The organism is Thauera sp. WH-1 (genome assembly GCF_047806685.1).
Taxonomy (GTDB): Bacteria; Pseudomonadota; Gammaproteobacteria; order Burkholderiales; family Rhodocyclaceae; genus Thauera.
The window spans coordinates 19,773-32,467 of sequence record NZ_JBLQGP010000024.1; the positions used below are offsets into that span (position 1 = coordinate 19,773).

The 12,695-nt window shown below is 62.3% G+C and carries 15 protein-coding genes; 10 read left to right on the forward strand and 5 right to left on the reverse strand.

From position 1 onward, the window contains the following. Positions 1-404: 404 nt before the first annotated feature. From ACMV5O_RS18460 to ACMV5O_RS18485, 6 genes are all read left to right on the forward strand, one after another. Positions 405-1,673, forward strand: coding sequence for a TolC family protein (locus ACMV5O_RS18460; protein ID WP_187719102.1), 1,269 nt, complete (start codon positions 405-407; stop codon positions 1,671-1,673). A gap of 17 nt (positions 1,674-1,690) precedes the next feature. Further along, positions 1,691-2,254: a hypothetical protein gene (locus tag ACMV5O_RS18465; RefSeq protein ID WP_002931009.1), complete on the forward strand. Its 564-nt coding sequence runs from the start codon at positions 1,691-1,693 to the stop codon at positions 2,252-2,254. Then, a complete protein-coding gene (locus tag ACMV5O_RS18470; RefSeq protein ID WP_002931006.1) occupies positions 2,251-3,363 on the forward strand; it encodes an efflux RND transporter periplasmic adaptor subunit in 1,113 nt (370 codons plus the stop codon). The genes ACMV5O_RS18465 and ACMV5O_RS18470 overlap by 4 nt, the downstream gene beginning before the upstream one ends. A 15-nt stretch (positions 3,364-3,378) precedes the next feature. Beyond that, positions 3,379-6,498: an efflux RND transporter permease subunit gene (locus ACMV5O_RS18475; RefSeq protein WP_187719101.1), complete on the forward strand. Its 3,120-nt coding sequence runs from the start codon at positions 3,379-3,381 to the stop codon at positions 6,496-6,498. Between the two features lie 41 nt (positions 6,499-6,539). Continuing rightward, positions 6,540-6,926 carry a hypothetical protein gene (locus ACMV5O_RS18480; protein WP_002931002.1) on the forward strand — a complete coding sequence of 129 codons (387 nt, stop codon included), beginning with the start codon at positions 6,540-6,542 and terminating at the stop codon, positions 6,924-6,926. A 64-nt stretch (positions 6,927-6,990) separates the two neighbouring features. Beyond that, a complete protein-coding gene (locus tag ACMV5O_RS18485; protein WP_002931000.1) occupies positions 6,991-7,344 on the forward strand; it encodes a hypothetical protein in 354 nt (117 codons plus the stop codon). A gap of 129 nt (positions 7,345-7,473) precedes the next feature. Here ACMV5O_RS18485 and ACMV5O_RS18490 read toward each other — a convergent pair whose 3' ends face one another. Both ACMV5O_RS18490 and ACMV5O_RS18495 read right to left on the reverse strand, forming a co-directional pair. Then, positions 7,474-8,130, reverse strand: a complete 657-nt coding sequence (locus tag ACMV5O_RS18490; RefSeq protein ID WP_002930999.1) for a DsbA family protein — start codon at positions 8,128-8,130, stop codon at positions 7,474-7,476. Continuing rightward, positions 8,127-8,603, reverse strand: coding sequence for a disulfide bond formation protein B (locus tag ACMV5O_RS18495; protein WP_002930998.1), 477 nt, complete (start codon positions 8,601-8,603; stop codon positions 8,127-8,129). The genes ACMV5O_RS18490 and ACMV5O_RS18495 overlap by 4 nt, the downstream gene beginning before the upstream one ends. 22 nt (positions 8,604-8,625) lie before the next feature. Here ACMV5O_RS18495 and ACMV5O_RS18500 point away from each other — a divergent pair, with 22 nt between their 5' ends. Further along, positions 8,626-9,048 carry a hypothetical protein gene (locus ACMV5O_RS18500; protein WP_021249911.1) on the forward strand — a complete coding sequence of 141 codons (423 nt, stop codon included), beginning with the start codon at positions 8,626-8,628 and terminating at the stop codon, positions 9,046-9,048. A gap of 94 nt (positions 9,049-9,142) precedes the next feature. On the opposite strand, the gene cadR is transcribed toward ACMV5O_RS18500, so the two are convergent. Continuing rightward, positions 9,143-9,577, reverse strand: coding sequence for a Cd(II)/Pb(II)-responsive transcriptional regulator (gene cadR, locus ACMV5O_RS18505; RefSeq protein ID WP_002930997.1), 435 nt, complete (start codon positions 9,575-9,577; stop codon positions 9,143-9,145). Positions 9,578-9,680: 103 nt separating this feature from the next. Between cadR and ACMV5O_RS18510 the strand changes: the two genes are divergently transcribed. From ACMV5O_RS18510 to copK, 3 genes are all read left to right on the forward strand, one after another. After that, the gene (locus ACMV5O_RS18510; RefSeq protein WP_002930995.1) at positions 9,681-10,316 is read left to right on the forward strand and encodes a cation transporter; all 636 of its coding nucleotides are present in this window, start codon (positions 9,681-9,683) and stop codon (positions 10,314-10,316) included. Positions 10,317-10,768: 452 nt separating this feature from the next. Beyond that, positions 10,769-11,164, forward strand: coding sequence for a CzcE family metal-binding protein (locus tag ACMV5O_RS18515; RefSeq protein WP_043742024.1), 396 nt, complete (start codon positions 10,769-10,771; stop codon positions 11,162-11,164). Between the two features lie 112 nt (positions 11,165-11,276). After that, entirely contained in the window at positions 11,277-11,555 is a 279-nt protein-coding gene (copK, locus tag ACMV5O_RS18520) for a periplasmic Cu(I)/Cu(II)-binding protein CopK (protein ID WP_168940888.1), read from the forward strand. A 223-nt stretch (positions 11,556-11,778) separates the two neighbouring features. On the opposite strand, the gene ACMV5O_RS18525 is transcribed toward copK, so the two are convergent. Beyond that, positions 11,779-12,408, reverse strand: a complete 630-nt coding sequence (locus ACMV5O_RS18525) for a methyltransferase family protein (RefSeq protein ID WP_416164846.1) — start codon at positions 12,406-12,408, stop codon at positions 11,779-11,781. 17 nt (positions 12,409-12,425) lie between these two features. Continuing rightward, on the reverse strand, positions 12,426-12,680 hold the full coding sequence (locus tag ACMV5O_RS18530; protein WP_002943399.1) for a DUF2933 domain-containing protein: 255 nt from the start codon (positions 12,678-12,680) through the stop codon (positions 12,426-12,428). Positions 12,681-12,695 lie beyond the last annotated feature (15 nt).

The following is a 12,695-nucleotide window of genomic DNA, read 5'->3' on the forward strand; positions in this document are numbered from 1 at the left end:
CGCGCACGAATCCGGTGCCGCAGCCAATCATTTTGGTCATCACGCGCATCGTCACACCGAAGATGCAAAAGGCAAGGAAAAAGGGGGCTTGACGAAGGGCGCACACACAGACTGCGCATCGTGCCAGGTGGTGGGCTCTTCAGCAGTAACGAGTGAGTCCAGCGCGCTATTCACACAGCATCAGGCATCCCTCCCCATCGGCGTCACACCTGGGTGCTCACTTGCGGAGCATCCCGCAGAGCCCGAACGCCCTAAATGGGCCCGCCCAGCCTGATCGGCAGGGCGGTCGCCTTCATTCCCTCTTGATGTTCCTACCGCTTTGAGCGGTAGCGTCACGCGTCCATTGCGATCGGTCCGATCGCCCTCTGCCGATTCCCCGTGTCTTTCCATCAACGGAGAATTGGATGTTTCAGCAACTTCATCTCAAATGGCTGCCTGCGCTAATGCTCGGCCTTGCCGTCAACGGTGTCTGGGCGCAGCAGCTGACCCCCCCGGCCCCAAGTGCCGCCCTATCCCTCAAGCACGCTTTCGAGGCAGCATGGGCACGCCAGCCTGAAGCGCTGTCGCTCACGACTCAACAGGAAGCGGCGCAGGCGCGCCGCGACAGTGCCAACAGTTGGTTTGTCGAACCGCCCGCCCTTGAGGTAGCCGGTAAGACCGATCAGTTGGACAGCAATCGCGGGAGCCGTGAGTACGAGGTCGGTATCGCGGTTCCGATCTGGCTGTCGGGCGAACGTTCGAGCACTGCAGCCCTCGCCACTGCCGAAATAGCTGCCACGGCGAGCCGGGCTCGCGGCGCGCAGTTGCGCACCGCTGCAGCGGTACGCACAGCATATTGGGATTGGCAACGCGCGCGTGTAGATGTGACGCTGGCGAGGGCGGGTCTCGCGAACGCCCGCGAACTGGCCGCCGACGTGGCCAAGCGCATCAAGGCGGGTGATCTGGCGCGCGCAGATCAGCATCAGGCCGACGGTGTCCAAGCTACAGCTGAAGCCGCCGTCGCCGAGGCAGAAAGCGCCCTTGCAGATGCTGCACAGCAGTTGCGCACGCTCACTGGAATCGGGCCAGAACGCTCATCCGGCGGGGTGTCTGCGCCGGAGCCCGTCCCTTCCGCTGCGACACCGACACAGATTCTTGAGACGGCGCACCCTGCAGTGGCCGAGCTGCGTGATCGGGTCGACGTTGCGCGGCGCACGATGACCCTTGCCAGCGTTCAGGGCCGCGCGAATCCGGAGTTGAGTGTCACGACCACCCGCGAACGCGGCGCATCGGGTGAATCCTGGGAACAGACGGTCACGTTGGGCTTGCGCATTCCGCTTGGTTCCGGTTCGCGCAGCCGGTCCCGCGTTGCAAGCGCCAATGCAGAGGCCATCGAGGCCGAGGCGCAACTGCAGATCGAACTCGAACGACTGCTGGCCGAAACAGAGATGGCGCACCAGCGCGTCGAATCGAGACGGCAGCAGGTCGCCGCTGCTGAACGGCGCTCCGACCTCGCACAGGCTTCACGCGGCTTCTTCGAGAAGGCGTTCCGCCTCGGTGAGGCCGATCTGCCGACCCGTCTGCGCATCGAATTCGAGGCGGCCGAAGCCGAACGCGAGCTCGCTCGCGCGCGTATTGATCTGGCAGCCGCCATCTCGGCCCAGCGCCAAGCGTTGGGCCTGCTTCCCGAATGAATAACAGGATCCCCAAAATGAAATCCACTCATACCCTCGCGGCATGGAGCCTCGCTGCAGTGCTTGCCGGGCTTGCCCCGCAAACGCTGGCCGGTGACGGACACGACCATGGAGAAGCGCCCGCGACCACAGCGGGCCCGGCATTGCCGCGATTTACCGCCGTCTCGGAACTCTTCGAGCTGGTCGGCGTAGTGAATGGCAAGAACGTCACCGTCTATCTTGACCACTTCGCTGACAACAGTCCGGTCAAGGACGCAAAGGTCGATCTGGAACTCGATGGGAAGGCCGTTGCGCTCACGCCCCATGCCGACGGTGAGTTCGGGGCCACGCTCGAGGAGACGCTCAAGCCGGGTGTCGTCTCTGTCACGGCAACGGTGATTGCCGGCCAGGACGCCGATTTGCTCGCTGGTGAGCTCGACTTGCATGAGACCGCCGCCGAGGCGCACGAAGAGGTTGCCGAATTGGACATTAAACCCTACGCAATTGGGGCAGGCGCGGGGGGGCTTGTGCTAGGCCTCATCGGCTGGATTGTGCTTCGCAAGGGGAATTCGCGTAATCGCTCGACTGGAGGTGCCGCATGAAGCTGAGCGTACTGTTTGCTGCGCTGGCGCTGGTATCGGCCAGTGCCTCGTGGAATGCCTTTGCTGGCGAAGGCCATGATCATGGCGATGAAGGTCCAGTTGTGGCAGGAGGCAATGGGCCACAACGGCAAGCCGATGGCAGTGTCTTTCTGCCCAAGCCGGCACAACGCCAGATCGGTGTTCGCACGTTGGTTACGGAAGCCGGCGAATTGCCGCGTACCACCGCGCTGGCCGGCAAGGTGGTCATGGACCCGAATGCCGGCGGAAAGGTGCAGGCCATGGTGGCTGGGCGCCTGGAGGCGGGCCCGCAGGGGTTGCCAAGCGTCGGTCAGGCCGTGAAGAAGGGGGTCGTGCTGGCTTACGTCAGTCCTTCGACGGACCAGATCGAGCGGTCTAACCAGATGGCGCAATTGGCCGAGCTGCACGCGGCCAGGGCCCTTGTGGAAAAGCGCCTCGCGCGTCTGAAGGAACTCGCCGACACGGTACCGCGCAAGGAGATCGAAGCGGCCGAAAGCGAGCTTGCCAGCCTGAAGGCTAGATCGAAAGCGATCGGTGGTGGCCTCAATGCCCGTGATGTCCTGACCGCACCCGTGAGCGGTGTGATCGCATCGACTAACGCCGTGTCAGGCCAGGTGGTCGATGCGCGCGAGCTCGTGTTCGAGATCGTCGACCCGAAGCGGCTGCGCGTCGAGGCGCTCTCCTATGATCCAGAAATGGCGGCGGATGTCGCCTCTGCAAGTCTTGCGGTCGGCGACCAGCGGATCCCGCTCACCTTCATCGGCGCCGCCCGCAGCCTGCGCGAGCAGGCCTTGCCACTCACCTTTGCAGCCGAAGGTGAAGCGCTGGCCTTTCTTGCCGTGGGGCAGCCGGTCGAGGTCTTCGTCCAGTCGCGCAGCACGCAGCAGGGTGTAAGCGTTCCCGCAGCATCGGTGCTGAAGAATTCGGCAAACCAAACCATCGTCTGGGTAAAGACGGCGCCCGAACGTTTCGAGTCCCGGACCGTCACGATCGCGCCGCTGGACGGTGTGAATATTGGGGTGACGTCCGGCCTCGAAGCCGGCGAGCGGGTCGCCTCCCGTGCCGCCACGCTGATCAACCAGATCCGCTGACGGGGAGTCTATCCGATGTTCAAGTGGCTACTCGACAACAGCCTTGGTAACCGGCTGCTGGTGATTATCGCCAGCCTGGTACTGATGGCCTATGGGGCGTTCACGCTTTCGCGAACACCCGTGGACGTATTTCCGGATCTCAACAAGCCGACGGTCACGATCATGACCGAAGCCGGCGGCATGGCGGCGGAGGAGGTCGAGCAACTCATCACCTTTCCGCTCGAGACCACCATGAATGGTTTGCCCGGCGTGGAGTCAGTGCGCTCTACCTCGAGCTCGGGGCTGTCCTTCATCTACGTGACCTTCGACTGGAGTACCGAGATTTTCCGCGCCCGGCAGATGGTGTCGGAACGCCTCTCAGCCATGGAGGAAGGGTTGCCTGAAGACGTGATTCCGCGCATGGGGCCGATCAGCTCGGTCATGGGCGAGATCATGCAGATCGCGATCCCGATCGACACGGCGAAGATCTCGCCGATGCAGGTCCGAGAGTATGCGGACTGGGTTCTTCGTCCGCGCCTGATGGCGATCCCCGGCATCGCGCAAGTCATCCCGATTGGCGGGGAGGTGCGGCAGTTCCAGGTTCAGCCCGACACCCGCCGTATGGCTGAGCTCGGTGTTTCGTTGGAGCAGTTGGAAGGGGCGATTCGAGGCTTCTCGTCGAACACCTCGGGGGGCTTTCTCGAACTGAACGGGCGCGAGTATCTCATCCGCCATCTCGGTCGGACCTCGAGCCTGGAGGATCTGAAGAACCTCGCGATCACTGCGCGAGATGGCCAGCCGATCCTGCTGCGTCAGATCGCATCCGTGACCTTCGCAGCGGCGCCCAAACGGGGGGATGCGGGCTTCGAGGGCAAACCGGCCGTCATTCTCGGCATTCAGAAGCAGCCTACGGCGGACACCATTCACCTGACTCGCTCGATCGAAACCGCGCTCGAAGAGATGAAGATATCGCTCCCGGCCGGGATGGATGCGCCGGAGGTGACCTTCCGGCAGGCGACTTTCATCGAGGCATCGATCAGCACGCTCAAGGGTAAGCTGATTGGCGCATCGGTGTTCGTTGCGGCAATCCTCTTCTTTTTTCTCGGCACCCTGCGCCCGACGATCATCGCGCTCACCGCGATTCCGGTGTCCATCTTCATGACGGCGTTGGTCTTCAAGTATTTCGGGCAGTCGATCAACACGATGACCCTTGGTGGTCTCGCGATTGCGATTGGCGGCTTGGTCGACGATGCGGTTGTGGGCGTAGAGAACGTGCTGCGCCGATTGAAGGAGGACCGCGCAAAGCATCACGACCATCGGCTTCACCCGATCGAACTCGTGGCGCGCGCAACGATGGAAGTGCGCTCGGCCATCCTTTACGCGACGATCATCATCGTGCTGGTGTTCTTGCCGCTGTTCGCGCTGCCTGGCATGGAGGGGCGGCTGTTCGTGCCGCTCGGCGTGGCGTTCATCGTCTCCACGCTCGCCTCGTTGGTCGTCTCGGTGACCGTGACGCCGGTGCTGTCCTTTTACCTGCTTCCCCGGATGAAGTCCCTCGATCACGGTGACACGCGCTTGCTCGCCTGGCTCAAGGCACGTTATCGCGGGGCGTTGCAGGGGGTGCTCGAGCACCCCAGGGCGGCCGTCACAGCGGGTGCGGTTGCGGTGGCAATTGCTGCCGCTGCGGTACCGTTCTTCCCCACGACCTTTCTGCCGCCGTTCAACGAAGGCACCTTGCTGATCGGCATGCGGCTCAACCCGGGCGTTACCCTGGCGGAGTCGACCGCGCTCGCGCAGCAAGCGGAAGTGCTCGTGAAACAGGTTCCCGAAGTGACGCACGTCGGGCGCCGAAGCGGGCGGGCCGAGCTTGACGAGCATGCGGAAGGTGTCCACGTCAGCGAGCTCGATGTGGGGCTGAAACCCGCCGGTGAGCTGAGCCGCTCAATGGGTGAGATCACCGCAGACATCCGGTCGCGACTGGTCAATCTGCCAGCTGCGATCGCGATCGGGCAACCGATCTCACATCGCATCGACCACATGCTGTCGGGCGTGCGCTCGCAGATCGCGATCAAAATCTTCGGCGAGGATCTCGACACCCTGCGCGGTCAGGCTGACCTATTGCGAACGCGGCTTGCCGCCATTCCGGGGCTCGCCGACCTGGAGATCGAGAAGCAAGTGCTCGCGCCGCAGATCAAGGTGCGGATCGACTATGCGGCCGCTGCCCGTTACGGGGTGCCGGCACCGCAGATTCTGGCCGCGCTGCAAAACCTCGTCGAGGGCGAGAAGGTCACCCAGATCGTCGAGGGTGGTCGACGGTTCCCATTGGTCGTTCGCCTACCGGAAACGGCGCGCTCGGTCGACGGGCTGGCTCAGATCCTGATCGAAACGCCGACCGGACATGTGCCCTTGTCGAAGCTGGCGTCGATCGAGGATGGTGACGGTCCGAACCAAGTGAGCCGGGACGACGGTAAGCGCCGCATCGTGCTTTCGGCCAATGCGCAACAGCGTCCGCTATCGGAGGTCGTCGAGGACATCCGTGCCGTCGTGGCCGACCTTAAGTTGCCCGAGGGCTACTTCATCACCCTCGGCGGGCAGTTCCAAGCTCAGGAAGAGGCATCCCGTTTAGTCGGGTTGCTTTCGATCATCTCACTCGTGCTGATGTTCGTCGTGCTTTACAGCCGCTACAAGTCGGTTCGACTCTCGGCGCTCATCATGGCGAACATTCCGCTCGCACTGGTCGGGGCGGTGATTGGACTGTGGATCTCCGGTCAGCCGTTGTCGGTGGCGGCACTCGTCGGCTTCATCACGCTTGCAGGTATTTCGGTGCGAAACGGCATCCTCAAGGTGAGCCATTACCTCAACCTGATGCGTATCGAGGGCGAGAGCTTCGACCACACGATGATCCTGCGGGGCTCGATCGAGCGCCTGTCGCCGGTGCTGATGACCGCACTGGTAACCGCGTTTGCGCTTGCACCGCTGCTGTTCGAGGCCGAGCGCCCGGGTACCGAGATCCTGCATCCGGTGGCCGTGGTGATCTTCTCGGGCCTCATCAGTTCGACCCTGCTGGATACCTTCCTTACCCCTGCAATGTTCTGGCTCTTCGGCCGCCGCGATGCAGAGAGTCTGCTCGACGATCGAAATGCCGAAGCATTCTGACGCTGCTTAACCCGCCTCATGCAAACCAGAAAGGAAAAACCATGAAGTTCTCAAAAGTCGTCGCCCTCGCTGCTCTCGTGTCTGTGGGCCCCACCTTTGCAGCCGACAAGCATGACCATGCTCACGAGCATGAATCGATGCATGGAGGCGTGGTGGTCGAGGTCAAGGATCTCGATCTCGAACTCGTTGCCAAGCCCGAGGTGATCCAGTTGCATCTTCGCGATCACGGCAAGCCTGTTGATGTGGCAAACGGCAGTGCCAAGCTCACGCTGCTGTCTGGCGCAAACAAGCAAGATGTCGAACTCAGGCCTGCAGGTGATCGACTCGAAGCCAAGGGTAGCTTCAAGGTCGGCGCCGGCACCAAGCTGGTCGCGGTTGTCACCCTTCCGGGCAAGCCTTCCACCACGGCACGCTTCACACTGAAGTGACTCCGCCCGACCGCCTGCGGCAACGGCGCGCAGGCGGTCACCTCAGGCGCTCGGCGGTAGCAAGATGAAAGCATTGATTGGGCCAGGACTGGCCTTGGTCGTCGCTGGTGGCTTGACCGGATGTGCGGCCGCCGTCGTGTATGAAGATAAGTACGCGCAGGGCGATGGCTGGCGCAAAGGTACTGTCGTCGAGATCGGCTTGGGCAAAGAGCTTCAACGGCCATCGTTCTATGACTGCAGAGATGAGACAGTCGGAGAGGCAAGTAACGTCACCTACGTGACAATCGCGTTCAAACGCAACGGCCATCCGTATGCGCGGACTGCGAGGCTGCCAGCTGAGCCGAAGTTGCAGGTGGGGGACAAGGTTTACGTGAACTTCAGGGACTGCACGGCAGCGATCCCGAAACGTAGTTCCTGATTTGCTCGGATCGGTCGAGCTCATCTGCGTTTTGTTCTCGGGCAAACCGGAGTCGTGCCTGTAAAGCTCGCCCCCGGTTTGCGGCCGCTGCTATCACGGAAAGCAGGCCAGCGAGCCCGAACGCTTCGATCACCGCTGTAATTTCCCCACTTCCTCGGCCACGAGGCGTGTGAGTTGTTCCGGACCGAAGCTGGGCAGACTGCGTCCGTTGACAAAGAAGGTCGGCGTCTTGCTGACCTGCAACGCGGTCAGATCCTCGATGTCCTGCGCGAGCACGGCCTGGATCTCGGGCGTTTCCATGTCCTGCCGGGCGCGTTCCATGTCCAGGCCGGCCCGAGCGGCTGCTTCGAAGGCGATGCCGATGTTGGGCGCCGCGTGGTCGGCCCACTCGGGCTGTGCGGCCAGCAGCGCCTCGAGCACCGGGGTATAGAGTCCCTGCTTGCGCGCAGCCTCGATCAGTTTCACCACCTGGTCCGAGCCGTGATGGAAGGGTGCATAGCGCAGCGCAAGCCGAACCTTGTCCGGATGCTGGGCCATGATCTGCTTGACGATCGGATAGAAGGCGCGGCAGGTCTCGCAGGCGGGATCGAAGAACTCGACGATGGTGACCGGCGCGTTCTGCGGCCCGATGATCGGGGTATGCATCCGCACGAGGCGGCTTCCTTCCACAGCGATGCGCGTGTCCTGTTCGGCCTGTGTGCGGTCGCGATAGGCATCCATGCCGAAGTAAAAGGCCAGGCCGAGGATCAGCAACACGGCGAGTGCCAGGAGTTTTCGTGTGTTCATTTACGGGTCCTTATCAGATAAATCGTCAAGGCGGCGGCGATGGCGAGGAAGGCCGCCAGCGATAGCCAGGGAATCTGGATGTCGCCAAGGATGACCAGGGCTTGCTGGCTGCACGAGGGGCCAGTGCCGCACGGCACCCACCACTGTGGCACCCAGCCGGCGATCAGTGCGCTGTGATAGGCGGCCAGCGCGAGACCAGCGAGCGCGAATGGGAGCGCATACACCGCACCGCGCCGGTCCTCGGCGAACACGGCCATGCCCAGAATGAGGGCGAGCGGGAACATGGCGATCCGCTGGTACCAGCACAGCACGCAGGGCGTCATGCCCATCACTTCACCGATGAAGAGCGCGCCCAGCGTGGATACCAGAGCCACGGCCCAGGCGGCCATCAGCCACCACCATTGGGTTCGTTTGTCGTGCATCGAGTCGATCTCGAGGGTTGGTTCCCAGGCTTCGGGAGGGGCGGACGCCATAGGCAGTGCCCGGACGTCCGCAATGGAGCACACCGCCGCTACCGTGCGGCGCGCACTCGAAGAAGAGGGGAAGACAGGGGTGGGCTGCCGCTCAGGCAGCGAGGCGCCACTTGGGGCGTTCAGGCTCGGTGACCAGCGCAGACGCGTTGAAGTCCCGCCCGGCGTCGACGAGGACATGGCCCAGTCCTGTCAATGGCAGACGACCCGCATCGAGCAGTGCAGCGCTCGCAAGGATCTGGCAGAAACCGCAGTCGGCGTGAAGTTGCCCTTTCATCCCTTCATCGCCTTCATCCACCTGACAGGTATGTGGATGGTGGTCGCCGTGGCTGGTCGCGAAACCGGCCGATTCCAAGCAGTACGCCTCCAGGCCCGCCGACGCGAACTGAAGCGGAACGAGCAGCAGGAAGAAAATGGCAAGCCAACGGTGCATGGGCGACGATTTTAACCCCAGCCCGTTGGCTGACGGCTCATATCGCGACCATGAACGTACCGGAGCGCTGGCACCCCACATTGTGGTCACTCCGCCACCGAACCGCAGATCATTGCGCATGCTCATCGTGGCACACACAGACATCCCCCCGCGTCGGCGCCTCGAGCTCATGCAGGATGCCGCATTGCGCCGCACGATCGGGTGCACAGCACTGGCTGCGCAGGGCGACGAGTTGGCGCTCGAGCATTTGCAGGGTGTCGAGACGCGCGCGGACACGGGTGAGTTGGGTGTCGATCAACGCGTCGACCTCAGCACAGTCGGTTGTGGGGTCGTCCACGAAGCGCAGCAGCTGCGCGACGTCGGCCAAGGCAATGTCCAGTGCCCGGCAGTGGCGGATGAACGCGAGGCGCTCAAGGTGCCCACCCGCGTAGGCCCGATATCCATTGGGGCTGCGGGAAGGCGCCGGGAGCAGACCGATCCGTTCGTAGTAGCGGATGGTTTCGGCCTCGACGTGCGCGGCCTTGGCCAATTCACCGATCTTCATCGCCTGCATCTCCTCATTGCGACCGCCCAACAGCTTAACCGCTTGACCCTGTAGTGGCTACAGGGTGTGTGATGCACCCCTCGCCCACGTTAAGGAGAAAACCATGGCCGGCTGTTGTTCCCACTCCACCTGCGATGCCAGCGCAGCGAGCCCGCGCTTGCGCCTGGCACTGTGGATTGCATTGATCGTGAATGCGGTGATGTTCCTGGTCGAATTCTTCGCCGGCCTTGCAGTCGGTTCGGTCGCCCTGTGGGCCGACGCCCTCGATTTCGCAGGAGATGCCGCCAACTATGCGCTGTCGCTGACGGTGCTGTCTTGGGGATTGATATGGCGGGCACGCGCGGCCTTGCTCAAGGGCGTGGCGATGGTGCTTTTCGGCGCCGTTGTAATGGCACGCGCCCTGTGGGCCTTCCAGCACGGCGTGACGCCTGAGCCGATCACGATGGGCGTGGTCGGCATCCTCGCACTGCTCGCCAACGCAGGGGTGGCGATGATGTTGTATCGCTTTCGCGCGGGCGACGCGAACATGCGTTCGGTATGGCTGTGCAGCCGCAACGATGCGATCGGCAATCTCGCGGTGATCCTGGCGGCGGCAGGCGTCTTCGGTACCGGAAGCGCGTTGCCGGACCTTGTCGTTGCACTGGTGATGTCCGGGCTCGCGCTGTGGTCGGGGCTTGTCATCGTCGCTCACGCCCGGCGCGACATCGGCGACGCACGACAAGTCCATCAGAAGGGATGAGGACAGCGGAGCGACGTGCTTGAGGCAATGACAGCTTTCGAGGCCCAGCGGCCATCAGGATGGCTGCATTGTGGAGAGGAGGACGGGCAGCTGATGGCCGGACTGAGACTTCCAGTTCACACCTGCGCGGGAGCGCGGCAAGCCGACTGCGGCTGTCTCGACCCGACCCAATCCAGCCGTCGGGCTCTTCGTGGTGCGAACGGCAAGTAACCGAGTGAAGCCGTCACCTCGCATGACATGTTGGGGGACGTGAAATTGGTGCTTCGTTCACGCGTCTGCCGTTCGGTCAAGGCCTTGGACTGACGAAACCCGGCCCGCCAACCCTGACCGTACCCTTTCATTCTTATGACTTAAACGTAATTGCAGGGTCACTGCCCTGTCAGTCGCTGGCTCCTATGATCGAGTCCATGGTTGCTCAAGCATGAGCAGCCAATCTGGACAAGGAGCCCATCATGAAAAAGTCGATCATCGCCGTTCTCGCCGTCTCGGCCATCAGCACCCTTGGATCTTCCGCTGCGTTCGCACACGAAGACTATTCCGAGGGCGGTGCGCTGCACTGGCTCGAGCATGTCCAGGCACGCGCTTCGAGCCCGACTGAGCGAGAGCTGGCCACATATGGCTACGCGAGCAACGCCACGCCCTCCCGCACCGTGATCGTCAATGCGGACACGCGCTACATCAACGTCACGCGGCTCGAGACGGTTGCCCTGAAGGTCGGTGACAAGACGATCAACTGGACCTTCGACACCCTCGGCACAAACAGCTTTCCGCTTTCGAAGGTGGTCCAAGGGGGCGACAAGGTGACTGTCTATCTCGAAGAAAGCCCCCTTTACCGCAGCGGCTCCTGATAGCACCAAGCTTCCCCAGGAACCAAGGCGGGTAAGGCATCGGGCAATCTTCTATGGAAGAGGCCTGATGCAATGTTCAGCAATTATTTGTAGTTGATTCAAGGAGACGAGCATGTTGAAGAAAGCACTGATGGTCGCGGCACTTGGGATTGCCACCACATCGGCCTTCGCGGTCGATGTCGAGCGGGTCGAAAAGTCCATCCCCTTGAAGGATGGCTCGACGGTCTACATCTTCAAGGATGGGAAAATGGGCATGGAGGACAAGATGGGCCGTGCGGTGAGGATGAAACACGGCGAAGTGATGGAGACCAAGGATGGACAGAAGATCATGATGCACGGCGACGAGGTCATGCGTCTCGACAGCATCCTTCGCCACGACACCCGTAACTGATTCGCACGTTTCAGGATGAACTTGCCCCCGGTGTCGATCCCGGGGGCTTTTCTGTCGACCTTTTTCAGGATCGGCGGGTTTGATTGATCAAACTCACTCTGCCCCGCGCGCATGCATGGTGCCCCAAACTCAAAGGCGCCTTGCTTGCAGGCAATGAGGAATCTGCGCGTCGGCATCTCCCTCTACTTCGCAAGCGGCGCTCTGGACCAAACGATCCGTCGAACTACCGCAGGCGAGGAATGAACGCCGGCGTGCGGTCGCGGTATGAGCGATAGGCATCACCGAATGCCTCGATCGCATCGAGTTCTTCCCGGCGGGCGAGCCTGGCGTACACGATCAACAGAACCGGGAACATGATCAGCGTGATCAAGGTCGGCCATTGCAGCAAAAAGCCGAACATGACCGGAACGAAAGCGACGTATTGCGGGTGTCGAATGCGTGCGTACGGGCCACTGTCGGCGACGCGGCGGGTGCGCTGAGCCTCGAGGAGTACGGGCCAGGCCTTTGCCAAGAGCCAGAAGCCACCGACGATGAACACCGTGCTCAAGAGGTGAAACGGGCCGAAGTGCGGGTTACTGCTCCATCCGAACATCACCTCCAAGAGGTGCCCCGAGTCGTGGGCAAAAAAATCGATTCCCGGAAATTTCGAAGACAGCCACCCCGAGAGCAGGTAGATCGTCAACGGAAAGCCGTACATCTCGGTGAAGAGCGCGAGGATGAAGGCCGAGTAAGCGCCCAAGGATCGCCAGTCCTGGCTTGTGCGGGGACGCGTGAAGCTGAATGCGAAGGCGATGAAGAACAGCGAGTTGATGATAACCAGTGACCACAAGCCGTAACTCGACGTCTCATTCATCTCGATCTCCCGTGGCATTACGCATCATGGTTACCTTGGTCTTCAGTCGGCGTGTGTTTTCCCTTGTGGCCGTGACCGTGATGCATGAAGACGTGCATCAGGGGGCACGCAAGCAAGATGAGCCACGGTAGGTAGCCGAGCACATGGAGCCGGTGCTCGGCGATAAGGAGAACGGCCGCCAGTACGACGAAGACCGGAAATACGCGGCGAACCCTTAAGTTCGATTCAGCCCGACCGGATGGACGGGGCTCGGCTTCCGTCTCGGCTTTCATGAGACAGCTCCTTGT

Coding starts and splice junctions, on each gene's coding strand:
- ACMV5O_RS18460 (WP_187719102.1), top strand. CDS start 405: ATGTTTCAGCAACTTCATCTCAAATGGCTGCCTGCGCTAATGCTCGGC.
- ACMV5O_RS18465 (WP_002931009.1), top strand. CDS start 1,691: ATGAAATCCACTCATACCCTCGCGGCATGGAGCCTCGCTGCAGTGCTT.
- ACMV5O_RS18470 (WP_002931006.1), top strand. CDS start 2,251: ATGAAGCTGAGCGTACTGTTTGCTGCGCTGGCGCTGGTATCGGCCAGT.
- ACMV5O_RS18475 (WP_187719101.1), top strand. CDS start 3,379: ATGTTCAAGTGGCTACTCGACAACAGCCTTGGTAACCGGCTGCTGGTG.
- ACMV5O_RS18480 (WP_002931002.1), top strand. CDS start 6,540: ATGAAGTTCTCAAAAGTCGTCGCCCTCGCTGCTCTCGTGTCTGTGGGC.
- ACMV5O_RS18485 (WP_002931000.1), top strand. CDS start 6,991: ATGAAAGCATTGATTGGGCCAGGACTGGCCTTGGTCGTCGCTGGTGGC.
- ACMV5O_RS18490 (WP_002930999.1), bottom strand. CDS start 8,130: ATGAACACACGAAAACTCCTGGCACTCGCCGTGTTGCTGATCCTCGGC.
- ACMV5O_RS18495 (WP_002930998.1), bottom strand. CDS start 8,603: ATGGCGTCCGCCCCTCCCGAAGCCTGGGAACCAACCCTCGAGATCGAC.
- ACMV5O_RS18500 (WP_021249911.1), top strand. CDS start 8,626: ATGGAGCACACCGCCGCTACCGTGCGGCGCGCACTCGAAGAAGAGGGG.
- cadR (WP_002930997.1), bottom strand. CDS start 9,577: ATGAAGATCGGTGAATTGGCCAAGGCCGCGCACGTCGAGGCCGAAACC.
- ACMV5O_RS18510 (WP_002930995.1), top strand. CDS start 9,681: ATGGCCGGCTGTTGTTCCCACTCCACCTGCGATGCCAGCGCAGCGAGC.
- ACMV5O_RS18515 (WP_043742024.1), top strand. CDS start 10,769: ATGAAAAAGTCGATCATCGCCGTTCTCGCCGTCTCGGCCATCAGCACC.
- copK (WP_168940888.1), top strand. CDS start 11,277: ATGTTGAAGAAAGCACTGATGGTCGCGGCACTTGGGATTGCCACCACA.
- ACMV5O_RS18525 (WP_416164846.1), bottom strand. CDS start 12,408: ATGAATGAGACGTCGAGTTACGGCTTGTGGTCACTGGTTATCATCAAC.
- ACMV5O_RS18530 (WP_002943399.1), bottom strand. CDS start 12,680: ATGAAAGCCGAGACGGAAGCCGAGCCCCGTCCATCCGGTCGGGCTGAA.